We start from the raw sequence: 21,496 nt of genomic DNA on the forward strand, positions 1-21,496 counted from the left end.
AACGATTGTTAGCCATAGCACACGCTACCGCAGTTAGCCCTTTCGCTGCAGCACTGCCGCGATTCCACCAGCCGCTGCAACTGAGCAACAGCCTTCAGCGACAGGATTCCGGCAACTTCTCCAGCAAGCCAGCCACCACCGGCGTCAGCCGGTTCGCGACCTCGGGCGGAATCGCGTCACCAGCCCCCTGCCCGGCTTCGCTACGGGCCTGCTCGCAAGCCTTGACGATCCGCGGGCGCGCGCCGGACCAGAGCGCCCTGCACTGCCAGCCGTCTTGGCCCAGCGGCAGCACTGCGTAGGCGATCGACTGGCATTCTTGCGCCGCGCGGGCGCCCAGCGGTTGGCCGGCGTATTCGTGCGGCACGGTGTCCAGCGTCGGTTGGTGGTAGCTGTCGGGGAACGCTGCCGCGTAGCGTTCTGGGTCCAGTTGCAGCGGGATGCCGGTCGCCATCAGGTCGAGCGTGCGGCCGCACGGTGCCGCGGCGGCGATGCGCTGGATCGCCTGGTAGATCGGATGGTCCAGGTCGGGTTCGCGCGCCGTTACCTCGGACGTTGCGGCCAGCACCGGCAGGCGCGCGCGGTTGGCCATCTTCGCCAGTTCGCCGGCATGGGCGGGTGCGCAGCGTTCGCGGACGCTGGCCGCGATCAGGAACGTGGCGTCGCGTGCGAATGCGGGATTGCTTTGCAACAGTGCGGTGATGCGCTTGTAGGCTGCGTCTTCGGACAATGGCGCGACATGGAATGCGGGCACAGTTGGCGGGTGGATCGCCGTGGTCGCAGCAGCATGCGGTGTTGGTGCCGCATGCCGGTGCGTGCGCAATGCCAACAGCACGCCGCCGGCAACGACGACGCCACAGGCGGCGATCACGATCGCCAAAAGCATCGAAGACTTCAGGCGCATCGAGCCGCGCATTCAGCCCTGCACCGGAGTGATCGTGGCGTCCTCTGCCTCGTAGGTGGCATTGGCGATATCCGCCTTGAAGTCGGCCAGATGCAGCCGCCCCTGCAGGTGGAACGGGTCCCACAGCTCGGGCACGTCGATCGGGGTGCGTAGCACCACGTGCAGGATCTGGTTCGGTGGCGGCGGTGGTACGTGGATGCAGGCGCCATAGAACGGAACGAACAGCAGTTCGCTGACCTTGCCCTCGTCGTCGCTTTCCAGCGGCACCACGTAGCCGTCCAGGGCGAAGCGTTTGCCTTCCAGCCCCTTCACCACTTGCGACGATCCGAACTGCGCGGCGCGTTGGGTGCCGGAATGGTCGATCGGCATGCCGTTGACCACCGACGGGCCATCGTCGACCGGCGCCGCCTGATCCATCACCGTGGCGTCGCCTCGCCAGGACGCGCTGATCCGCGGCGGTGGACGCTGGTAGATGTCGTTGGCCGGCGCCAGTTGTTCCCAGCGTTCCACTGTGTCCGGGACGCTGTCGGCGGCTGCGGTCGCGTGCGTCGCTACCGGTGATGGTGTCGGCGTGGCGTCCGGCTGCTTCCCGCCGTCACCGTGGCAGGCCGCCAGCAGGCACAGCACCGCGACCAGCGCGAAATGGCGATCAGCCTTTTTCATAAGGATGCAGGTGCGCCTGCTCCATTGTATAGGCGGTGCCGGCGAGTTCGCCGTGGAGGGTTTCGGCGCGCAGTTGGCCGGTCAGGTAGAACGGGCTGTACATGTCGGGCGGGTCGATCGGGGTGTCCAGGCGCACATGCACGATCTGGTTCGGCGGCGGGGGCGGCACGTGGATGCAGGCGCCGTAGTACGGCACGAACAGGAACTCGCGCACGCGGCCGGCGTCGTCGCTGTCCAGTGGCACCACATAGCCCGGCAGGCGCACTTTGCGCGCCAGCACGGCGGCCACGGTGTTGTAGGTGCCGGTCTGCGGCATCGCACGCTTGCCGGTATGGTTGACCGGCGCTTCGTCGCTGTTTTCCAGGGCCTTCAGCTCGGCCGGCGGCAGCATCGCGCTCCAGTCCAGTTCGCGATAGCCGTCGGCGTCGGGCTCGCCCAGCGGCGGGTTGATCGCCGCGTCGTTGGCCGGTGCTGGCTGCGCCGCCGCTGTCGCCTGCGCTTTTCCTGCGGTGGCGGGTTGCTGCTGGCGGCCGCAGCCGCACAGCAGTGCGAGCGCCAGCAAGGGAAGGATCCAGCGGGTCACGCTCACAGCTCCGGCGACAGGCCATCGGCCAGGGTGCGGCGATAGGCCAGCAGGGCCGGCACGATGCCGGCGAGCACGCCGGCCAGCAGCACGCAGCCGAGCCAGCCCCACTCCGCCGCGCTAGGCGCGATGCGGTTGAGCGCCAGTCCGAAATGATCGAGCACCCAGCCACGCGCCAGCCAGCTGGCCGCCGTCACCACCAACAGTGCCAGCGCGCAGGACACCACGGTGACCAGGCCGGCCTCGAACAACAGCAGCCAGGCGATGTCGCGCGGCCGTGCGCCGACCGCGCGCAGGATCGCCATCTCGCGCCGGCGCTCCTGCAGCGTGGCCACCAGCAACGCGACCATCGACACCAGGCCGAGCAGCACCACCAGCGAGGCGATCATGCGCAAGGCGCCTTCGGCGGTGCCCAGCGTGCCCCAGAGCTGCTGCAGGGTGACGCCCGGCATGATCGCCAGCATCGCTTCTTCCGGGTACTCGTTGATCCGCCGCTGCACCGAGAAGGTGGCGATGCGGGTCTTCAGGCCGAGCATGAAGGCGGTGATGGTGTCCGGGGTCAGGTCCATCGCCCGCGCCTGCGCCGCGCTGACGTGCTGGCCCGGCAGGCGCACGCCGGAATGCCAGTCGATATGGATCGCTTCGATCGCCTGCAGCGACACCAGCACGCTGGAATCCACCGGCGTGCCGGTGCGGCGCAGGATGCCGACGATCCGGAACGGCTTGTCGGCATGGGTGGCCAGACTGATGCGTCCGGTACCGTGCGTCAGGACGATCTCGTCTCCCAGGTGGCGGCCGAGCGCGGCGGCGACGTCGGCGCCGATCACCGCATCGTAGAGGTCGTCGAATGCCCTGCCCTGCGCGAACGCCAGGGGATGCTTGGCGCCGTAGTGATAGTGCTCGAAGAATCCGGTGCTGGTGCCGACCACGCGGTAGCCGCGGTAGGAATCGCCCAGCGACAGCGGTACCGCCCATTTCACCTCGGGCATCGCGCTCAGGTCCTGGTAGCTCTTCCAGGAGACGTTGTTGGTGGCGTCGCCGATGTGGAACACCGAGTACAGCAACAGGTTCACCGGGCCCGAGCGCGCGCCGACGATCAGATCGGTGCCCGACACGGTACTGGCGAAACCCTCGTGTGCCTGCGTGCGGATCCGCTCCACGCCCAGCAGCAGCGTCACGCTCAGGGTGATCACCAGCACGGTCAACGCCACGCCCAGGCGCCGGCTGCGCAGGCTGGCCAGGGCCAGCTTCAACAGGCTCATCGCGCCCCTCCCGCGCTGGCGCGGTTGAGCGTGGCCAGGTCGGCCTGGGCGTCGAACAGCGGTGCGATCGACGGATCATGGCTGACCACGATCGAACTGGTGCCGCCTTGCCGGCACTCGGCGAACAGCAGTTGCAGGAAGGCCTGCGCCGCGACCGGGTCGAGCGCGGAGGTGGGCTCGTCGGCGAGCAGCAACGGCGGCCGCGCGATCAACGCGCGCGCCGCGGCCACGCGTTGCTGCTGGCCGACGCTGAGGCGGGCGGCCTGGCGCGACCACAGTGCCGCCACGTCCAGGCCCAGCGCGACCATCAGCCGCTCGATCTCCGTGTCCAGCGCCTGTATGCCTGGTGCCAGCCGGCCGCGGCGCGCGGAGAACTGCAGGCCCAGGGCGATGTTGTCGCGGGTGCTCAGGAACGGCAGCAGGTTGAACTGCTGGAACACCACGCCGCAGTGGTCGGCGCGGAAACGGTCGCGTGCGGCCTTGCGCAACGCCGCCAGGTCCTGCCCGGCCACGCGCACCCAGCCGGCGGTGGGCTGCAGCACGCCGGCGATCAACGCCAGCAAGGTGCTCTTGCCCGATCCGCTGGCGCCGCGTAGCAACAGTTGTTGCCCACGCGGCAGCGCGAACGATGCGATGTCCAGCACCGGGGCGGTGCCACCGGGATAGCCGAAGCGCACCTCGGTCAGTTCGACGACGGGCTGCTGGTTCATTCCGGCAACTTCACCCGGGTCTGCCCGAGCACGACCTCGGTGCGGCCCTGCCCGGCCGCGGTGGCGACATCTACCACCGCCGTGTGCAGCCCCGGGAAACGCTGCGGGAGCAACACCTGCAGGTGATCGAGTCGCGTCGGCTGGGCGCAGTTGAATGCATAGTGGGCATGGAATTCTGCATGGCTGTGGCCAGGCTCGTCCGGATCGGCCATCGCCACGTCGTAGCCCTCGGTGGTGACCTGCGCACTGCGCAGCGAGCAGGCCGCCGCGACCGGGAACTGCAACCAGCTTGCACCGCGCAAGGTGGCGACGGCGGCCTCCAGGCGCTGGCGCTCGCCGGCATCGCGCGCCGGGTGTTCGAAATCGAGGATGCCGATGCCCGGCGCGCTGAGCTGCACGTCGACGGCCGTGCCATCGACGGCGAGCTCCAGGTCGGCCTGGCCGTGCACATGCGGGCCGTGGTGGCGGACTGCAGCGGCGGCGGGCGAACTGGCGAAGAGGAGCAACAGGATCAGGGGAATGCCAGGTCGCATAAGGTGCGCATCGGTTGAGTTACACTATAACATTAGTGAACAATCGATCGCGGGCGCAAGCCTGCCGTTGCCGTCAGTCAGCCGCGGTTCGCATCCGGCCACCATCGACGTGCGTCGCACGGGGGCTGTGCCGCGGTGGGTGCCGAACTTCAGGGATCTTCATGTCTTCTTCCATCATTCCCGATAGCTACACCGCGTGGCGCCACTGCATCGAGGTCGACTGCGGCCTGCGATTGGAGCCTGCCTATATCGCGCAACGTATCGCTGCGCTCAACGACCCCACTGACCATCACACCCAGCAGTTCGTGCGCTGCTGGGGCGAGCCGCATCGCCAGCAGGTGCTGCAGTGGTTTGCGCAGGCGCAGGCTGCATTCGCCGATGGTCGCGTTTGAACCCTCCCGCATCGCGCAACGCGGTCGCGGGTGCCGTTGGACCGCGGTGCGTTTCTTCTGCAACCGCTGCTCGGCCGGGCGTGTCGGTCGCGGCGCAGCCCTGCATGGCAACGTCCTGATCCAATGCGGACAGTGAGTCGTCAAGCGATGGAGGTCGGCCCCGACCGGCGCGCGCATCGGCGGCGCGCTCTACCCTGACGCGCTGACGCGCCTGGACAGGGCCGCGCCAAGCTATCCGGAACCCATCGGCACCGGGGCATCTCACTGACACGTGTGTTGCAGCAACGGGCTGCCAAGCTACGACGGCTGCCGGTAGCATGCGCGCGCATCGCCGCCCGGCGTCCACTTCCCAAGCTCCCGCAAGGACACCCAACGTGCCTCTCGCTTCCATCGCCAGCGCGCATCGCGCACGCCGTTTCCTGTCCGCCGCCATGGTCTGCCTGCTGCTGTCGGCAGTCACCGGTGCCGAGGCCCGGCCGCAGCCCTCGCAGTTCCAGATCGTCGAGAGCGTGCCCGAGGCCAGCGTCTACGGCGAACCCGGCGTGCCGCGCACCCAGCAGACCTGGCTGGGGATGATCAACGGCGCCAGGCAGCGCATCGACATCGCCGCGTTCTACATCTCCGAGAAGCCCGGCACCGGCCTGACGCCGGTACTGGACGCGCTGGCCGCCCGCGCCCGGGCCGGGGTGGCGGTGCACCTGCTGGTCGACCACACCTTCCTGGCCAAGAACCCGGACAGCGTCGCCTGGCTGGGCAAGGTGCCGGGCATCACCGTGCGGGTGCTGCCGGTCGATACGCTGACCGGCGGCGTGCTGCACGCCAAGTACATGATCGTCGACGACGCCAGCGTATTCGTCGGTAGCCAGAACTGGGACTGGCGAGCGCTGGAGCAGATCCACGAGATCGGCGCGCGCATCGATGACGCGCGCTTCGCCAGGACCTTCGCCGCCAGCTTCGACTACAGCTGGCGCCTGGCCGACGAGGGCGACCTGGCCAAGGCGCAGGCACGCGGCGTGCTGCCGCCGGACTTCGTTCCGGTCACCTCCACCGATCCGGTGCTGCTGGATGCCGGCAGCGACGCGCCGCTGACCGCCTTCCCCGCCTTCAGCCCGCCGGCGTTGCAGCCGGCATGGGTTACTGCCGAGGAGCCGGCGCTGATCGAGATGATCCGCGCCAGCCAGCATGCGCTGCGCATCCAGGTGATGACGCTCTCGGCGATCCGCAGCTTCGGCCCCAAGGGCTGGTGGGCGCCGGTCGACAGCGCCATCCGCGATGCCGCCGCGCGCAGCGTGCAGGTGCACATCATCGTCGCCGACTGGGCGCTGCGCGAACCGATGCAGGGGTATCTGAAGAGCCTGGCCGCGCTGCCGAACATCACGGTGAAGTTCAGCCGTCTGCCGCCGGCACCGCAGGGCTTCATTCCCTACGCGCGGGTCGAGCACGCCAAGTACGCGGTGGCCGACGACCGCAGCAGCGTGATCGGCACCGGCAACTGGGAATGGAGCTACTTCAACACGGCAGTGGACGCCTCGGTGTTCGTCAAAGGCAAAGGGCCGGCCGAGACACTAACGCGCATCTTCGACCGTGACTGGAACGGTCCCTACGTGACGACGCTGCAGCCCGGCCAGAACTACGAGGCGCCGCGTACCGAGTAGCCTCCGCTGTCGCGCTGGCGACATGCCCTTTCAGGGTTGGGCACCCCCGGGCCACGCGTATCGGCTACAGGGCGCAACCGAGACCGAGATGCACGATCGCTGCGAGGGTGGTGCTGCAACGTCGTGCCGCCGCTATCCCCACGAAGCCTTAACCACCGCTGCCTATGCTAGCCCCGCGCTGGAAGACGGCCGCTGTGCCAGGCATTGACGCATGCGTGGCGACAAACGCCTCCGGCTGCGTAAGGATACCCAACAACAAGGAGACGCCATGAAGAAGCTGTACGCACTCGTGTTCGCAGGAAGCTTGCTGGGCCTCGCCTCGCCGGCCTTCGCCGAGGTCGCCAATCTCACCAACAGCGCGGACGGTGCCAACCGCGAAGCCGGCATCGCCGCGGTCAAGAAGAAGTTGCAGGAGGCCTGCACGTCGCGCAAGGGCACGCCGGATCCCAACTCGTTCGAGGTGGTGTTCGAAAAGACCAGCCAGAATCCGGACGTCCCCAAGCCGTACTACGTGGATGGAAAGATGAAGTGCGACATCCCGCAGGGGTGAGTCAGACGTCAGGTGGACTTACACCACCTGAGTTCGAATGCGAACGAGGCCTCGCTTGCGGGGGCCTCGTTTTCTGTGAATGTGCCGAGCACACGCTCCGTCACCTGCCAATGAAAATCGACGGCAGTTCCACCGATGGTCTGCAACGCAAGTAATTGCGATCACGGTCCAGGGCCTGCTCCCAGCCGTTGCCCACTTTGCGGATCACGCGCCCCTCCGAGCAGGAAACGCCGGCGGCACGGGCTTCGGCAGTGCCCAGTGCAGGAATATCGAGCTGGATCCGGGATGGCCTCGGTCGGCCGAAGGTATGGGCCAGGTTGTCCTGCATGGAGAAGTCCACGTGTTCGCAGTAGGCATGCGTCCAGGGCCGCGGATCGTTTGCCAGCAGCTTGCGGCAATCCAGGCGTGGAATCGGGGCGACGTTGCGCTGCGGGTTCACACGCTCGATGCCCCGCCCGATCGCGGAACGCGTTTGCGCGGATGCGGTCACCGAGACGGCGATAAGGAGCAGCCCTGCAGCTACCCGTTGAATGACGTCCATGCTCTCCCCCTGTGCGCAGAGCTTAGCGACGCCCAGCCCATGGCGCTTAGACAAAACCGCGCGTAGCACGCTTGGACCGACGCATCGGGCTGGCGGCTGGAAACGACAGCGTCCTGGGTTCGCCAGCGCACCGCCGCGGTCGCTCAGGACGCGCGGTCCGCCAACAGCAGCGGGGCCACAGTCCCGCGTTGCACCATCACGCACTGGTCGGCGATCGCCGTCAGGCCGAGGCGGTGCGACACCACCACAAGAGCGGTCTGCGGCAAGCGGCGCCGCAGCGTCCTCAGGACCTGTTGTTCGGCGATGGCGTCGAGAGCGCTGGTGGCTTCGTCGAGCAAGGCCACGCGCGGTTGCCGCAGCAGCACCTGGGCCAGCAGCAGCCGCTGCAGTTCACCGCCGGACAGGCGCGCGCCGGCGCCGTGCGAGGCGGTGTCCAGGCCGGCGCCGCCCTGCAGACGTGCGGCCAGGCCGACGTCGCGCAGGGCTTCCCACATCGCCGCCTCGCCCGCGCTCGGCGCCGCCCAGGCCAGGCAGTGCCGCACGGTGTGCTGCCAGGGCCGCACGCCCTGGGCGACGTAGGCCAAGGGCTGTAGCACGGCACGATAGCCGGCGAAGTCGAGCGCGCGACCGTTGCAGCGGGCGACGAACTGCGGGGGCGCGACCATGCCGGCCAGCGCATCCATCAGGCTGCTCTTGCCGACTCCGGACGGGCCACTGATCAGGGTCAGCGTGCCGGGCGCCAGGACCAGATCGGTCAAGGCGACGGCGGCCAGCGGCGGGGCGAGACCGATGCGTTCGATCTGGATGGCCGCTGGCGCCGCCGCCTCGGTCGCGGCACTGGACTGCGCTGCCACCGTGGTTGGCGGTGCCGGCGCTGGCGCCGGTGCTGGCGTGCCAAGCGCCACATAACGCTGCCATAGCTCCAGCGCCGGCGCCGCCGAGCGCAGCTGCTGCACGCTCTGCCGGGTCGAGACCAGGTACGGCAGCAGCCGCCCCAGCAGCAGGCCGACGGTGATCAGCGCACCGCGATCGATGCCGTGCCACATCCCGGCCAGCAGCATGATCGCGGCGACGGCCGCCACCGCCGCCAGTTCCAGCCATAGGCGGCCGGACGCGACCAGCGCCTGCTGCCGCGCGTAGCCATGGGCGAGCCGACCGGCGATCGCCTCGTAGGCTTCCTGCTCGCGCGCCTCGCGCGCGAACGAACGCACGTGGCGCAGGCGCCGCGGAAAATCCTCGCTGAGCCAGAACAGCCGGGTCATGTCGGCAACGTACTGGCGGCTGACCCGGGCCTGTTCGTGGCCGGCGATGCGGAAGGCGAGCAGGCCCAGCGCCAGCAGTGGCGGCAGTGCCAGCACCAGCATGGGCGAGACCAGGAATGCCGCGGCCAGGCTCACCGCCGCGGTGATCGCCGCCACCAGCAGCTGCAGTAGCGCACTGAAACCCTGCACCACGATCTCGACGTTGTAGGTGAGCAGGTTGGCGATTTCCGCCGAGCTGGCATCGGCAAGGGCCGGCAACGGCGCCTGCAGCAGCCGCGCATGCACCTGCCGGCGCAGGTCCAGCGCGTGACGGCTGGCCAGGTCCGCGGCCAGTCGCGTCGCCCACCAGCGCAGCAGGGCGAAGCCGCTGCTGGCGGCGACGAACAGCAGGGTCTGCGCGAGGAAGCCGCTCGGCAATGGCAAGGCGTGACCGGCCAGGGTCAGTACATGGCCGGGTTGCACCAGCGGCACCAACGCGACCGCGGCGAGCGCGCCGGCCAGCGCGCCGAGCAGCGACAGCAGCACGTACCAGGCGATGCGAAGGCACTCGCCGCGACCGAGTACGGCAATGAAGGCACGCAGCAGGTGCGAGGCTGGATCCGGTCGCGTGCTCATCGTCGGGTGTCTGTGCCGTGGACCATGAACACCTTGCTTAGCCGACACTCCCGGACGCCGGCGACGCGCATCGCCGGCGCCATCACCTTGTGCGAGGACTCAGCCCAGCAGCGTCTGCAGCGCATCGACGGAGGCCTCCGGATGGGTGCCGCGCTGCAGTTCGTACACGCCCAGCCGCTGCAGTTGACGGGCGAACAACGGCCAGTGCGGCTGGCCCGCGGCATAGGGCTGGTCCGCGGCCAGGCGCGCCGCCACGTCCGCGTCGGGCAGCGGCTGCAGCAGGCGCTGCGGATCGGCCGCCACGGTGGCCGAGACGAACACGGCCGCGGCCAGCCGCAATGGCGCCTGTGCCAGGCGCCAGTCGCCCTGGCGGATGTCGACCTCGTGCTTGAGCGCACCGCTGCGGCGGCGGATCATCGGCGCCGCAGCGATCCAGGCGTGGGTCTGCGGGTCGAGCAGGCGCAGCAGTTCCGGCCGCAGGTGCAGGAAGTTGCCGATGCCGGTGGCGAGCAGGTGCTGCGGCGCGACGAACAGGGCATCCTCGGCGAGGAACTCCAGCCCGCGCAACAGGCTGTGCAGGGCCAGGGTCGACTTGCCGGCACCGCTGCCGCCGAGCAGCAGTACGCCGCGGCCATCGCGGCCGACGCAGGCGCCGTGCAGCGGCACCAGGCGCATGCCGCGCGCGGCGAGGACGAACACGGCGAACTCGATCAGTTCGTAACGCACGTGGTAGGCGTGCGCGAGCATGTCCTCGGACACCACCACCAGCGCCCTGCCTTGCTCGGGCACCAGCACCACATAGTTGTGCGCATCGATCACCCCGCTCAACACGCCGGCACCGGAATGGGTCTGCACCGGCGGCGGTTCCAACGCCAGCGCGTACGGCGCCTCGTCGCGGTTCACCAGGGTCAGTTCGATATGGAACGCAGCGCTCTCCGGCAGGCGATGCGCCGGCACCGCGCCGAAAGCGGCCTCCACCAAGGCCAGCAGGGTCGGACTATTGCTTTCGAAGTGGAAGCGGCCGCCGAGCAGTTGCTTGCTGAGCGTGTGCGGTCGCCGCAACCGGGTGTGGAACGGATCGCAGGCGCCGCCCGCGGCGACGACAGGCGCGGCGTGGTCGCTTGTCGCCACGTCCAGAACACGCACGGTCGATCGCTGCATCGGAGAAGAGTCGCTTGAGTGGATGCAGCGTGGGTGCGCTTGTCGCGGCCAAAGGTTGCGCCGGCGCCACCCACGCAGCGCGCAACCAAACGACGCAGCCCCGGCACCTACCGCCACGGCCACCTGCGCGCGGCCATCGCTGCATGCGCCTTCTCCCCCACGGCGCCGAACGAGACCTTTCGCCGATGCTCAAGATCCAGGTCAGCCACTCCTACTTCCTGCGCTACGACCCCAAGCAATGGGAGCGTGGCAAGCCGTATCCGCCGCTGGCCACGCTGCAGGTGGCGGCACTGCTGCGCCAACATGGACACCAACTGACGCTGTTCGACGCGATGCTCGCCGAGGGGGTGGAGGACTACGACCACGCCGTTCGCACGCAGCGGCCGGACCTTGTGGTGTTCTACGAGGACAACTTCAACTTCCTCACCAAGATGTGCCTGAGCCGGATGCGCGAGGCCGCGTGCCGGATGATCGCCGAGGCGCGCGCCGGCGGCAGTCGGGTGATCGTCGCCGGCTCCGACGCGTCGGATCACCCGGAGGCATTCCTCGCCGCCGGTGCCGACGCGGTGCTGATCGGCGAAGGCATCGCGGCGTTGCTGGAACTGGTTGCGCGCCTGCAGGCGGAACCGGACATCGACCCGGCGCGCTGGGTGGCCGGCATCGCCGAGGTGGCCAGCGCGGTGTTGCCGCAACTCAAGCGCGCGCAGATCGGCGCACGGCCGCCGGATCCGCGGCTGTCGGTGACGGCGGCCTGGGACCTGCTGGACATCGCCCGCTACCGTGCGTTCTGGCAGCAGCGGCACGGCCATTTCAGCCTGAACATGGCCGCGTCGCGCGGCTGCCCGTTCCGCTGCAACTGGTGCGCCAAGCCGATCTGGGGCAATCACTACAAACGCCGCGAGGCGCAGGACGTGGCCGCGGAGATGACCCAGCTCAAGCGCAGCTTCGCGCCCGACCATGTGTGGATGGCCGACGACATCTTCGGCTTCCACGTCGACTGGGTGGAGGACTTCGCCGACGCGTTGGCCGCCGCCGACGGCGCGGTGCCCTTCACCATCCAGACCCGTGCCGACCTGTGCAGCGAGCGCATGACCGCCGCGCTGACGCGGGCCGGTTGCCGCGAGGCCTGGATCGGCGCGGAGAGCGGCAGCCAGCGCATCCTCGACAAGATGACCAAGGGCACCGACGTGGACGGCGTGATCGCCGCACGCCAGCGCCTCGGCGCGCAGGGCATCCGCGTCGGCTTCTTCCTGCAATTGGGCTACCTGGACGAGCAACTGGACGACATCCTCGCCACCCGCCGACTGGTGGCGCAGGCGCGGCCGGACGACATCGGCGTCAGCGTGTCCTATCCCCTGCCCGGCACCGTGTTCTACCAGCAGGTCAAGGACCAGCTCGGGCGCAAGACGCATTGGCAGGACAGCGACGACCTGGCGATGATGTTCCGCGGCGCCTACGACTCGGCGTTCTATCGCCAGGTGCGCGACCTGCTGCACCGGCAGGTGGACCTGCAATGCCGTGAGGATGCGCGCCCGGCGCCGACGCATGCGCAGGACTGGGTGGCGCTGGACGCCGACTGGGCGGCATTGATCGCACGCGAGGCGCAGCATCGGACCGAGGCGCTGCCAGCGCCGACGGCCAAGGCGGTCGCCGCCGGTGGCAGCCGCCGCATCCCGCTGGTGCAGCGCTCATGAACGACGTGGCGACGCCATCGAATCCGGCCGTGGCGGCCGACCCGCCGGCGGCGGTCCACACGGCGACGCCGGCACAACTGCCGCTGCGGCGCATCGGTCGTGGCCTGCGCCTGGCCACCGAAACCTTGGCGCACGAGCTGGCGCGCCCGGGTGCGCCGATGCCGGCCTGGAGCGGCCTGCACTGGCAACTGGCCGCGGCGGCGGCGGTCGCGCACGGCGTGGCGCCGCTGCTGAGCCAGCGCTCGCAGTGGCCGGACCGACCGTGGCGCGCGTTCCTGGACGGGCAACGCGAGCACGTGGCACATCGCTACCAGCGCATCGCCGCACTGTTGCAACGGATCGATGCCCTGGCGCAGACCGCCGGCCTGGCGATCGTGCCGCTGAAAGGCGCGGCGCTGCACGCGCAAGGCCTGTATCGCCCTGGCGACCGGCCGATGGCCGACATCGACCTGCTTGTGCGCCCCGAGGACGCCGAGCGTGCCGCGGCGCTGCTCGGTGCGCTGGGCTACGTGGCCGAGTTCGTGCAATGGAAGCACCAGACCTTCCGCCCAGCACAGGCGCAGGCCGTGCAGGCGCTGGGCGAGCACCGCGACACCCCGATCAACATCGAACTGCACGTGCGCATCCAGGAGCGCCTGCCGCTGCGCACGGTCGACCTCGGCGAACGGATCCTGCCGCGCGACGGCAAGCCTGGCTTGAATCCCTACCCCAGCAACGGCGCGCTGATGAGCCACCTGCTGCTGCATGCGGCCGGCGGGCTGTGCAGCCGCAGCCTGCGGCTGATGCACCTGCACGACCTGGCCCTGCTCGCCCCGCGCATGCGCGTCAGCGACTGGCAGGTGCTGACCGGCGCCGACGCCTGGTGGGCATGGTCGCCCTTGCGGCTGATGTTGCGTTACTACCGCGCGGCGATCCCGTCGGCGGTGCTCAAGCAACTGCGCGCGCAATGCCCGCCGCTGCTGCGGCTGCGCACGCGCGGGCTGGACCTGACCGCGGCGTCGTGCTCGCAACTGTGGCTACCGGCACTGCCGGGCATCGAGTGGGCGCGTTCGGGCCGCGAGGTGCTGGACTATCTGCGCCAGCGCCTGCAGCCCTCGGCGGAAAGCCGGCAGGAACGCGCCGAGATGATCCGCACCCAACTGTGGTTGCAGGGCCAGGACTGGGTGCGTCTGCCGCAGCGTCGCCGCGTACTGCAGCGGCTGCTGCGTCCGGTGCCGCGGATGGACACGCTGTACGCGGTGCGGACCGCACTGCAGGGGTATGTGCCGTCGTCGGATTGACGCACGCCCTCATCGAGCGCGCAGTAAAAGACCGTCGTAGGAGCGGCTTCAGCCGCGACAGCCATTGTGGCGGCGCATGTCGCGGCTGAAGCCGCTCCTACCACAAAGCGTGATTCCGTCTTGAAGGCGAAGCGCCGGAATGCCGCGCTGCACGTCAGCCATGCTGCGCCGCGCGCCGGCCATCGCCATTGCGCGGTGCACATAGGCGCTGGTACAGCGCAGTGAAGCCGCGCACGCTGCAATCGGCATCCTCGCGCACGGCCCGGCATTGCGCCGCCCAGGCCAGGCGCAGGCGCAGTTCGTCGTCGCTGAGCACCTGGCGCAGCGCATCGGCCAGGCCGGCCCAGTCGCCCACCGGCACCGCCAGCGCCGCCGAGGGCGCCCACTCCTGCAGATGCCCGACCGCAGTGCCCACCGTCGGCACGCCCGCCACCGCCGCTTCCAGCAGCACCAGCGGCCCGGCCTCGTGCTGCGACGACAGCACCAGCAGATCCGCCGCCTCCACCAGCGGCCGCAGTTCGCGCTGGGTCTTGAAGCCGAGGAAGCGCACGCGCTCGCTCAGCCCCAACGTGGCAACCAGGCGCTGCATCGCGCCGTCGAGGGTGTCCACGCCAACCAGGTCGACGCGGAAGTCGACGCCGGCGCGGACCAGCGCGGCGAGTGCGCGCAGCAGGGTCGTCTGGTCCTTGACCGGATTGAGGCTGGCGACGTGCAGCAGGCGCGCCGGCCCCTCCCCGCGCGCACGCGGCGGGCGCGGCGGCCAGGCGCGCAGGTCCACGCCCAGCGGCACGCGTTCGGCGGCGATGCCCAACGCCCGCAGGCTGTCGAGGATGGGCGCGCTGGCGGCGGTCACCGCGCTCGCCAGGCGCAACACCAGCGCCTCGCGCAGCCGCCCCTGCCATTTGCGCCGGCCGCCGTAGCCAATCGCATGCAGCGCGACCAGTTCGCCGCCGGCGATGTGCACCAGGCTCGGCCGCCGCAGCCAGCGCGCTGCCGCCACCGCGATCAGGCTGCAGTGGCCGGAAAACAGCGACTGCACCAGGTCGAACGGTGCGCGACGGTGCTCGGCGCGGATCGCGGCGATCGCGCGCCAGCGCGTGCGCACCGCGCCGATGTTGTGGATGCGCGCGCCCAGCAGGTCCCATTGCGCCGGCAGCGGCTCCTGGTGCAGCACGAAGACGTGCAAGTCGTGCACGCGTGCCAGGCGTTCGATCAGGCTCAGGAAGGCCGGAATCACCCGGTACTCGCCGCTGCGGTCGACGCCGCCCGGCACCACCAGGGCCAGCTTCATGCCGCGCTCCGCGGCGCGGCGCCGAGCAACTGCGCATAAGCCCGCGCCCAGCGCCGCCCGACCGCCGCGAACGACAGCTGCGCATCGAAATGCGCGCGCACCAACGCCCGCGACGGCCCGTCGCGCGAGGCCTGCAGCAGCGTGGCCGCCAGGCGTTGGGCGTCGCCGCAGGGCCACAGCGCGCCGACCCGGCCGCCATCGCTGAGCGCGCGGAACGCCGGGATGTCGGTCAGCACCGGCACCGCGCCGCAGGCATAGGCCTCCAGTGCCGCATAGCCGCAACTCTCGGCCAGGCTGCCGGACACGAACAGGTCGGCCGCACGCATCAGGGTCTGGATCTGCGCGTGCTCCACCCGGCCCAGCAGGTGCACGCGGCCGGCCAGCCGCGGATCGGCCCGGATGCGCTGCTGCACGACCGGCAGCAGCGGCGCATCGCCGAACGCGCAGAACAGTTGCAGCCCGGGCAACTGCACGCTGGCGCGCGCCACGCCTTCGAGGACGGTGAGCGGATCCTTGCCCTCGCTCAGATGGCCGACCCACAGCACACAGGGCGCGCCGTGCAGTCCGCTGTCGCGGCGTGCCTGGTCGCGCTCGCCGGGAGTGAAGCGGCAACTGGATTCGGGAATGGCGAACAGCCGCGTGGACCCGGCGAACAGCCCGGTGCCGACGAAACCGCGCGCCAGGTCCAGCGAGGTGAAGGCGATGCCGGCGGCGGCCGCATACCAGCGTCGCCACTGCGGCCGCCGCCACCAGCGCGGCGGACGGTTGGCGTGGTCCTGCAGCAGGATGGGCAGCGACGGCCGCCAGCGCGCCAGCGTCGCCGCCTCGCGCGCGAACTGCAGGCCGTGCACGTGCACCACGTCGGCATCGAGCTCGGCCAGCAACGCGGCGATGCGCCGCAGGTGGCGCCGGCGTCCGGCGTCGGCGCGGCGCACGAAGTGATAGTCGACGCCGTTGCGCTGCAACTGCACATCGACCGCGGCGGCCTGGATCACCGAGACGCGGGTGCCGGCGCTGGCCACGGCCTCGGCGATATCGGCCAGCGATGGCCACAGCGCGAACGCCTGCTCCGGCGTCACCCCGTCCGGCAGCGGCACGAAGTTGAGTTGCACGGCATGCACGGCGCGGGGGACGTTGCCGGCCATGCTCAGATCCCGGACACCTGCGGCCGGTGCAGGCGCACCAGCCGGTTGGCCAGGTTCAGCTCCCAGGGCCGGTCGTAGCGCCGGTAGCGGTAGCGCCACGCGGCCAGAGCGCTGAGGCCACGCTTGGCCCAGCCCGGCGAGCGCGGGTCCTGCGCGGTGGGATAGCGGCAGCCGAGCACGGTGACGAAATCGCGGATGCGCTGGCGCAGCGCACCGGTGAGCCAGGGCGCATCGGCGTGGCAGGCGTAGTCCACCCACTGCGGCTGCGCCCACTCTTCCGGCGTGCGCGGGAACTGCACCGGCACGCCGTCGCGGTCGAGCAAGGGCATGCTGGGGCGGCGGCCACGGTCCTTCTCGTGGCGGCTGCTCTCCGGCAATGGGGTGTACACGTAGACGATGATTTCCGACTGCGGATTGATCCGCTTCAGCTCGCGGATGAACTCGAAGGTCTGCTCGGTCTCGCGCTCGCTGTCCTGCGGCGGCGCGACCATGAACGACAGCTCCGGGATCACCCCGTTGCGCCGGCACAGCTCGGCCACTTCCAGGGTCTGGTCCGGGCGCGTGCCCTTGCGGATCTCCTTGAGCATCGCCCCGCTCGGCGACTCGGCACCGACGTAGGCCATGCGCAGGCGGCTCTTGCGCACCAGTTTCCAGGTGCTCTCGGACAGGTTGAGCAACGCGTCGGCGCGCGCGTAGCACCACCACGGCATTTCCAGCTTCGCCATCACCTCCAGCAACGGGATCATGTCGGCTTCGCGGTCGAAGAAGTTGTGGTCGAAGAACTGGATCGAGTCGGCGCCCAGGCCGTACTTCAGATAGCCCAGCTCGCGCTCCAGGCGTGCCGCGGTCGGCAAGGCGGTGGCGCCGCCGAACATCGCCGCCACCCCGCAGAACGTGCAGCGGAAGCGGCAGCCCAGCGCGGCCTGGTGCGAGGCGGTGCGCTGGCCGAGGAAGGTGCGGCCGAGATAGCGACGCGGCTCGCCGAGTTTTTCGTAGGGCAGCGACGGCAGTGCATCGCCGCGCTGGAAGGCGCGGTTGCGGTTGTGCACCACGGCGCCGTCTTGCTTCCAGGACAGCCCGTCGACCTGCGCCAGCGTCGGCCCCTCGCCTCGCAAGGCGGCCAGCAGTTCCGGCAAGGTGTCCTCGCCCTGCGCGCGGATTGCGTAGTCCACGTACGGCGCGGCCAGCGCGGTGTCCGGGTACAGCGTGGGGAAATAGCCGCCCCAGACGATCGGCAGCGCCGGGAAGCGCGCGCGGATGGCCTGCGACAGCGCGATCGACGGCGCCAGCTGCGGCCCGCCCATCACGCTGATGCCGACCGCATCGAAGTGCTGCTCCTGCAGCGCCTGCAGGCTGCGGTCGATGAAGTCGCGGTCGACGTTGCCGTCGATGATGCGGCTGTCGCCGTGGCGGTCCAGTGCCGCCGCCAGGTTCAGCAGCGACAGCGGAAAGCGGGCGCTGGACGGCTTGGTGATGGTGGGATTGACCAGCAGCGTGTTGGGTGTGGAGGACATACGGGGCGAACGCAGGACGGGGGTCACGGCAGGCGCCGCAGGCGCAGCACCAGGGCCACCGGCACCTGCAATGCAGCGGGATCGAAATGGGCGCCGGCGGGAATGTCCGCCGGGTCGAGCATCGGTTCGCTGACCGCGTCGATGGCCAGCCCCAGCGCGGCGCAGGCGGCGTGCCAGTGGCTGTACAGGTGCTGGGTGTGGCGCACCGCGTAGCGCTGACCGCCGGCCTTGAAGTCGCGGCGCCAGCCCAGCGCCGGGCCGATCGGGTGCACGTCGCTGCACAGCACCCAGCCGCCGGGCCGGGTGACGCGGCGCAGTTCCGCCAGCGCGGGCGGCAACTGCGGCAGGTGCCCCAGCGCCAGCGCGCAGAGGCTCAGGTCCACGCTGGCATCGGCGAGCGGCAAGGCCTCGAGGCTGCCTTCTTGCAAGGTGCAGCGGCCGGCGTCGGCATCAGCCAGTTCCTGCGCGGCGCGCGCCAGCATCTGCGGCGACAGGTCCACGCCGGTGACGTGCCCGGCGCCACGCTGCAGGGCATGCAGCAGGTAGCGGCCGCTGCCACAGCCGGCATCGAGCACGTGCTGGCCGCGCAACGATTGCGGCAGCAAGGCCAGCATGGCGCGCTGCTCGGCCTGCATCACCGGGTTGTGCGCCTGCGCCGGGTAGCTGTCCGCCCACAGGGCGTAGGCGGCGAGCGGATCGAGGGTCGGGACTGCGCTCATGCGTGGCATACCTGCACCATGTCCGCCTTGCGCGAACGCGGCGGCGCAACTTGAAATTCCAGGCCCGGCTCCAGCGCCAGCAACTCAGGATCGGCCAGCTCCGCGGCCAGCAGTTTGGGCACGCCGTCCAGCGTCACCGGCACCGTGTCCACGCCGACGGCGGCGAACCACGGCGCGAAATCGGGATCGGCGATCCGCGGCCGCCCATCGCGCACCACCGCGCGCAGTGCACTGCGCGACAGCCCGACCAGGCTCTGCGCCGGTGCGCCGCCGCGATCGGCGACGATCAGCAGATCGGCGTGTGCGCCCGGCGCCAGATGCCCGCGCTCCGGCAAACCCAGGATGTCGGCCGCGGCGGTCGTGGCCAGACGCAGCGCCTGGGTCGCGTCCAGGCCGTGGGCAGCGGCCAGGCGCAGGTCCTCGAGCAGGTCACGGCCGCCGCTGACCCGCGCATCGCTGCCCAGCGCCAGGCGCCCGGCGGCGCTCAGGCGTCGTGGGTCCAGGGTGCGTCCGAGCAGGGTCAGGTTGCTGCTCGGGCACCACACCACCGCTGCGCCGCAGGCGAGCACGCGCGCGACATCGTGCGTGCCCAGGCCGACGCCGTGGATCAGCACCGTGTTGTGGGCCAGATGGCCGCGCCGCTCCAACTCGGCGAGTTCGCCGGCGGCCACCGCGTCGGTGCCTTCGGCCAGGTGGATCATCCATGGCCAGCCGGCAGCCGACGCCGCGGCGAAACTCTGCGCCAGCGGTGGCCCGTAGTCGGGGCCATGCAAGGTGTAGCTCCAGCCGAAGTCGCGCAGCAGCGCCACCGGGAAGTCGGCCGCGTCCAGCGCGGCATGCCAGGGGTCGTGGTGGGCCACGCAGGTCACCCCGGCCAGCAGGTTCTTCAGCCCGCCATGGCGCAGCCGCAGCGGCTTGGGCAAGGCCAGCGCGGCGGCCACCGCAGGGGTGTGGAAATGCGCGGCGAAGGCGTCGATCCAGGCGTAGCTGTTGGCGAATGGCGCGGCCTGGGGCAGCGGCGGCACCGCATTGACGTGCAGATGCTCGTGGGCGTTGATCAAGCCCGGCAGCAGCAGGTGCCCCGGCAAGGCGATGTGCAGCGCCGCCGGCGTGGCCGACGCGGCGACGCGACCGGCGCATAGCGCCAGCGGCGCGTGCACTGCCCCGCCGGCATGCGCGACACGCGCACCGTCCAGGCAGACGTCGACGGGAGCGGCAGGCGCGGCCATGCTCAGCGCTTGCGCATCACGATCAGGAAGTGGTCGCCCATGTCGCGCAGCAGCGGCCAGCCGCCGATGCGGTCGTCGAGGCGGCCCAGTGCCTCGCCCAAACGCGGGTGGCGCTGGTAGTGGTCGACCAGGTACGGCGGCGGCAGGCACAGGCTGAGCGCGCGGTACGACTCCAACTCGAAATGCGGCGCGAACGCGCGGTAGAACTCGCGTGGAAAGTAGTACCAGGTCCAGATCGTGTGCACGTTCATGCCGACCGCGGTGGCGCCGCGCGCGGCGCGGACGGCGGCACGGCGCAGGCGCCCGCGCAGCAGGTAGTGGCCCAGTTCCCACGGACACAGCCGGCCGATCACCGAGAACACCAGCCGGCCATCGCGGCGCAGCAGCCGTGCGCAGTGACCGGCGACCTCCGGCAGGTCCGGCGCGCAGTTGAGCGGGCCGAAATTGGAGTACATGCCATCGAACTCGCCATCGAGCAGATCCAGCTGCTGGATGCCGACGTGGGCCGCGCTGAGCCGGCCGTGCAGGCTCGGGTCCTGCGCGCGGGCACGGGTGCGCTCGACCATCTGCGGCGACCAGTCGGTGGCCAACACGCGGTAGCCGCGCTGGGCGAAGGCGTGCGCATCCAGGCCGGTGCCGCAGCCCAGGTCGACCAGGCGCGAACCGACCGGCAACTGCGTCGCCACCGTGTCCCACAAGGTGGTGCGCATGCGCTGGATCAGCGCGTTGTTGCCGCGTGGGCCATCGTAGTCGGCGGCCACGCTGTCGAAGGCGCGCTGCGTGTCCAGCAGCCGCACCGGGTCCAGAGTGGTCGTATGCGCCGTCGCGCCCGCCTTGCCGTTCGCTGTCACCTGCACCTCTCCACTCCCCTGCCCTCGTCGGAATCCGCGCGTATCGAGCGCGCGGTACTGCAGGTAGGTGCGGCAGCAGCGCCGTTTGGTTGAATCGGCAAGGTGCCGTTATGCGACAGCCGCAGTCGGCCGCGTCTGGCGGCGGCGCAGCGCGTTGCGCACCACCGCGGCCAGCACGCCGCCGCCGAGCCCGGCCAGCAGCGCCGCGGCCAGCACCGGCACCGGGTTGGGGAACGCGGCGCGCGGCGGCACATAGGTCTCCCAGGGCGCCGAGGTGTCGTAGGTGTAGCGCGCGCCGAGCCGGCCGAGCAGATCCTCGCGTTCGGCCTTGAGGCCGCGCAGCGTGGTGGTCTTCTCCGACAGCAGCATGTTGCCGAGCAATTGCTGCTCGACGCTGCCGCGGCCTTCGCGCTGCTGCAGCAGGCGGTCGCGCTCGGCCTGGGTGGCGGCGATGTCCGCGGCCAGCGCCTGCAGCCGTGCATTGGCCTGCTGCAGCGGACCGGCCTGGATGCCCCGGTGCAGCGCCTGCAGCTGCGCGATGGTGGCCGTCGCCAGCTGCCGTGCCTGCTGCGGCGATTGGGCGCGCAGGGTCAGCTGGATCAGGTTGGCGTACGGGTCCGGACCCAGCTTGAGGCTGTCGCGGTACAGCGCGGCCTGGCGGCTGTCCAACGCTACGCCGGCGCCGCGCAGCACCTGTTCCTGGAACTGCCGGGTCTTGATCCGGTCGATCACCCGCTGGAACGGTTCCAGCTTGGGGTCGCGCCCGGACGGGGTCGGGCCGAACTCGCCGACCTGCACCCAGGCGGTGGCCTGCCACTGGCGGGTCGCGCCATGCAGGAACAGCGCCGCCAGTGCCACTGCGAGCAACAGCGGCAGCAGACACCAGCGCCACTCCCGTCGCAGGATCCGCCACAGGTCGATCAGGTAGATTTCGTCTTGGGGCAT

Annotated in this window: 21 protein-coding genes; 5 read left to right on the forward strand and 16 right to left on the reverse strand. The window is 70.5% G+C overall.

Annotated elements, in window-relative coordinates; genetic code table 11:
• Positions 1-94: 94 nt before the first annotated feature.
• From GGR66_RS08235 to GGR66_RS08260, 6 genes are read right to left on the reverse strand one after another with little or no spacing between them, the layout of a single operon-like run.
• Positions 95-913, reverse strand: coding sequence for a hypothetical protein (locus GGR66_RS08235; protein WP_255421623.1), 819 nt, complete (start codon positions 911-913; stop codon positions 95-97).
• Positions 914-1,564, reverse strand: a complete 651-nt coding sequence (locus tag GGR66_RS08240) for a DUF3299 domain-containing protein (RefSeq protein WP_237475361.1) — start codon at positions 1,562-1,564, stop codon at positions 914-916. It abuts the gene before it with no gap.
• Complete coding sequence (locus GGR66_RS08245) at positions 1,551-2,147, reverse strand: DUF3299 domain-containing protein (protein ID WP_184447918.1); 597 nt, start codon at positions 2,145-2,147, stop codon at positions 1,551-1,553. The genes GGR66_RS08240 and GGR66_RS08245 overlap by 14 nt, the downstream gene beginning before the upstream one ends.
• A gap of 2 nt (positions 2,148-2,149) precedes the next feature.
• Positions 2,150-3,403, reverse strand: a complete 1,254-nt coding sequence (locus GGR66_RS08250; protein ID WP_184448115.1) for an ABC transporter permease — start codon at positions 3,401-3,403, stop codon at positions 2,150-2,152.
• A gap of 2 nt (positions 3,404-3,405) precedes the next feature.
• The gene (locus tag GGR66_RS08255; protein ID WP_184447919.1) at positions 3,406-4,119 is read right to left on the reverse strand and encodes an ATP-binding cassette domain-containing protein; all 714 of its coding nucleotides are present in this window, start codon (positions 4,117-4,119) and stop codon (positions 3,406-3,408) included.
• Positions 4,116-4,625: a DUF2796 domain-containing protein gene (locus GGR66_RS08260; RefSeq protein WP_184447920.1), complete on the reverse strand. Its 510-nt coding sequence runs from the start codon at positions 4,623-4,625 to the stop codon at positions 4,116-4,118. The genes GGR66_RS08255 and GGR66_RS08260 overlap by 4 nt, the downstream gene beginning before the upstream one ends.
• A 188-nt stretch (positions 4,626-4,813) precedes the next feature.
• Between GGR66_RS08260 and GGR66_RS08265 the strand changes: the two genes are divergently transcribed.
• From GGR66_RS08265 to GGR66_RS08275, 3 genes are all read left to right on the forward strand, one after another.
• On the forward strand, positions 4,814-5,044 hold the full coding sequence (locus GGR66_RS08265) for a hypothetical protein (RefSeq protein ID WP_184447921.1): 231 nt from the start codon (positions 4,814-4,816) through the stop codon (positions 5,042-5,044).
• A gap of 374 nt (positions 5,045-5,418) precedes the next feature.
• Entirely contained in the window at positions 5,419-6,699 is a 1,281-nt protein-coding gene (locus tag GGR66_RS08270) for a phospholipase D-like domain-containing protein (protein WP_326520964.1), read from the forward strand.
• Between the two features lie 268 nt (positions 6,700-6,967).
• Positions 6,968-7,249 (forward strand): hypothetical protein, encoded by a 282-nt coding sequence (locus tag GGR66_RS08275; protein WP_184447922.1) that lies wholly within the window; start codon positions 6,968-6,970, stop codon positions 7,247-7,249.
• Between the two features lie 100 nt (positions 7,250-7,349).
• Here GGR66_RS08275 and GGR66_RS08280 read toward each other — a convergent pair whose 3' ends face one another.
• The 3 genes from GGR66_RS08280 to GGR66_RS08290 all read right to left on the reverse strand — a co-directional run bounded on the left by GGR66_RS08280 (position 7,350) and on the right by GGR66_RS08290 (position 10,828).
• Entirely contained in the window at positions 7,350-7,790 is a 441-nt protein-coding gene (locus tag GGR66_RS08280; protein WP_184447923.1) for a hypothetical protein, read from the reverse strand.
• 143 nt (positions 7,791-7,933) lie between these two features.
• A complete protein-coding gene (locus GGR66_RS08285; RefSeq protein WP_184447924.1) occupies positions 7,934-9,667 on the reverse strand; it encodes an ABC transporter ATP-binding protein in 1,734 nt (577 codons plus the stop codon).
• Positions 9,668-9,766: 99 nt separating this feature from the next.
• The gene (locus GGR66_RS08290; protein ID WP_184447925.1) at positions 9,767-10,828 is read right to left on the reverse strand and encodes a serine kinase; all 1,062 of its coding nucleotides are present in this window, start codon (positions 10,826-10,828) and stop codon (positions 9,767-9,769) included.
• Positions 10,829-11,013: 185 nt separating this feature from the next.
• On the opposite strand from GGR66_RS08290, the gene GGR66_RS08295 reads away from it, so the two are divergent.
• Positions 11,014-12,522 (forward strand): radical SAM protein, encoded by a 1,509-nt coding sequence (locus tag GGR66_RS08295; protein WP_184447926.1) that lies wholly within the window; start codon positions 11,014-11,016, stop codon positions 12,520-12,522.
• Positions 12,519-13,802, forward strand: coding sequence for a nucleotidyltransferase family protein (locus tag GGR66_RS08300; protein ID WP_255421625.1), 1,284 nt, complete (start codon positions 12,519-12,521; stop codon positions 13,800-13,802). Before GGR66_RS08295 ends, GGR66_RS08300 begins: the two co-directional genes overlap by 4 nt.
• Before the next feature lie 154 nt (positions 13,803-13,956).
• Here GGR66_RS08300 and GGR66_RS08305 read toward each other — a convergent pair whose 3' ends face one another.
• The 7 genes from GGR66_RS08305 to GGR66_RS08335 form a co-directional block, all read right to left on the reverse strand.
• Positions 13,957-15,093: a glycosyltransferase family 4 protein gene (locus tag GGR66_RS08305; protein ID WP_184447927.1), complete on the reverse strand. Its 1,137-nt coding sequence runs from the start codon at positions 15,091-15,093 to the stop codon at positions 13,957-13,959.
• The gene (locus GGR66_RS08310; protein WP_184447928.1) at positions 15,090-16,238 is read right to left on the reverse strand and encodes a glycosyltransferase family 4 protein; all 1,149 of its coding nucleotides are present in this window, start codon (positions 16,236-16,238) and stop codon (positions 15,090-15,092) included. Before GGR66_RS08310 ends, GGR66_RS08305 begins: the two co-directional genes overlap by 4 nt.
• Positions 16,239-16,240: 2 nt before the next feature.
• Positions 16,241-17,752, reverse strand: coding sequence for a radical SAM protein (locus tag GGR66_RS08315; protein ID WP_184447929.1), 1,512 nt, complete (start codon positions 17,750-17,752; stop codon positions 16,241-16,243).
• Between the two features lie 23 nt (positions 17,753-17,775).
• Entirely contained in the window at positions 17,776-18,471 is a 696-nt protein-coding gene (locus GGR66_RS08320) for a methyltransferase domain-containing protein (protein WP_184447930.1), read from the reverse strand.
• Positions 18,468-19,700 carry an amidohydrolase family protein gene (locus GGR66_RS08325; RefSeq protein ID WP_184447931.1) on the reverse strand — a complete coding sequence of 411 codons (1,233 nt, stop codon included), beginning with the start codon at positions 19,698-19,700 and terminating at the stop codon, positions 18,468-18,470. Before GGR66_RS08325 ends, GGR66_RS08320 begins: the two co-directional genes overlap by 4 nt.
• Before the next feature lie 2 nt (positions 19,701-19,702).
• Positions 19,703-20,551 carry a class I SAM-dependent methyltransferase gene (locus GGR66_RS08330; RefSeq protein ID WP_184447932.1) on the reverse strand — a complete coding sequence of 283 codons (849 nt, stop codon included), beginning with the start codon at positions 20,549-20,551 and terminating at the stop codon, positions 19,703-19,705.
• A gap of 108 nt (positions 20,552-20,659) precedes the next feature.
• On the reverse strand, positions 20,660-21,496 hold the full coding sequence (locus GGR66_RS08335) for a Wzz/FepE/Etk N-terminal domain-containing protein (RefSeq protein ID WP_184447933.1): 837 nt from the start codon (positions 21,494-21,496) through the stop codon (positions 20,660-20,662).

The organism is Xanthomonas sp. 3498, from assembly GCF_014199795.1.
Taxonomy (GTDB): domain Bacteria; phylum Pseudomonadota; class Gammaproteobacteria; order Xanthomonadales; family Xanthomonadaceae; genus Xanthomonas_A; species Xanthomonas_A rydalmerensis.

Excerpts from the sequence above, each read along its gene's own strand:
- GGR66_RS08235 (WP_255421623.1), bottom strand. The coding sequence starts at position 913 with ATGCGCGGCTCGATGCGCCTGAAGTCTTCGATGCTTTTGGCGATCGTG.
- GGR66_RS08240 (WP_237475361.1), bottom strand. The coding sequence starts at position 1,564 with ATGAAAAAGGCTGATCGCCATTTCGCGCTGGTCGCGGTGCTGTGCCTG.
- GGR66_RS08255 (WP_184447919.1), bottom strand. The coding sequence starts at position 4,119 with ATGAACCAGCAGCCCGTCGTCGAACTGACCGAGGTGCGCTTCGGCTAT.
- GGR66_RS08265 (WP_184447921.1), top strand. The coding sequence starts at position 4,814 with ATGTCTTCTTCCATCATTCCCGATAGCTACACCGCGTGGCGCCACTGC.
- GGR66_RS08275 (WP_184447922.1), top strand. The coding sequence starts at position 6,968 with ATGAAGAAGCTGTACGCACTCGTGTTCGCAGGAAGCTTGCTGGGCCTC.
- GGR66_RS08280 (WP_184447923.1), bottom strand. The coding sequence starts at position 7,790 with ATGGACGTCATTCAACGGGTAGCTGCAGGGCTGCTCCTTATCGCCGTC.
- GGR66_RS08285 (WP_184447924.1), bottom strand. The coding sequence starts at position 9,667 with ATGAGCACGCGACCGGATCCAGCCTCGCACCTGCTGCGTGCCTTCATT.
- GGR66_RS08290 (WP_184447925.1), bottom strand. The coding sequence starts at position 10,828 with ATGCAGCGATCGACCGTGCGTGTTCTGGACGTGGCGACAAGCGACCAC.
- GGR66_RS08295 (WP_184447926.1), top strand. The coding sequence starts at position 11,014 with ATGCTCAAGATCCAGGTCAGCCACTCCTACTTCCTGCGCTACGACCCC.
- GGR66_RS08300 (WP_255421625.1), top strand. The coding sequence starts at position 12,519 with ATGAACGACGTGGCGACGCCATCGAATCCGGCCGTGGCGGCCGACCCG.
- GGR66_RS08305 (WP_184447927.1), bottom strand. The coding sequence starts at position 15,093 with ATGAAGCTGGCCCTGGTGGTGCCGGGCGGCGTCGACCGCAGCGGCGAG.
- GGR66_RS08310 (WP_184447928.1), bottom strand. The coding sequence starts at position 16,238 with ATGGCCGGCAACGTCCCCCGCGCCGTGCATGCCGTGCAACTCAACTTC.
- GGR66_RS08315 (WP_184447929.1), bottom strand. The coding sequence starts at position 17,752 with ATGTCCTCCACACCCAACACGCTGCTGGTCAATCCCACCATCACCAAG.
- GGR66_RS08320 (WP_184447930.1), bottom strand. The coding sequence starts at position 18,471 with ATGAGCGCAGTCCCGACCCTCGATCCGCTCGCCGCCTACGCCCTGTGG.
- GGR66_RS08325 (WP_184447931.1), bottom strand. The coding sequence starts at position 19,700 with ATGGCCGCGCCTGCCGCTCCCGTCGACGTCTGCCTGGACGGTGCGCGT.
- GGR66_RS08335 (WP_184447933.1), bottom strand. The coding sequence starts at position 21,496 with ATGCCCCAAGACGAAATCTACCTGATCGACCTGTGGCGGATCCTGCGA.